General features: G+C 44.9%; 1 pseudogene. It reads right to left on the bottom strand.

The window, feature by feature from the left end:
- Nucleotides 1-105, bottom strand: a pseudogene (locus AACW06_RS20590) (DJ-1/PfpI family protein); the annotation flags it as partial.
- Nucleotides 106-247: the final 142 nt, after the last annotated feature.

The raw sequence follows: 247 nt of genomic DNA, 5'->3' as shown, positions 1-247 counted from the left end.
GTTCAGACTCTCAGCACCAAGCCGTTTAGCTGTACTAAAAACTTCAAATGGACCCGAAAAATCAAGAACTTCAGCTTGATCGTAAATGTAGATACCTATGTTCATTGCGCCTCCATGCACATAACGCTGCGTTAAGTGGTGAGCAACGCGACCACAATCCTAAACCATTGTGCCTTAAACACAAAACTCAACCTAGAACCGAAACTCCCAAGCGTTGGGAATCCGTCTTAAACGCCTAGTTAGCTGC

This window comes from Vibrio sp. S12_S33, from assembly GCF_963889785.1.
Lineage (GTDB): Bacteria > Pseudomonadota > Gammaproteobacteria > Enterobacterales > Vibrionaceae > Vibrio > Vibrio aestuarianus.
Note: the sequence above shows the minus strand (reverse complement) of the source record. Positions and strands in the feature narration are given on the sequence as shown.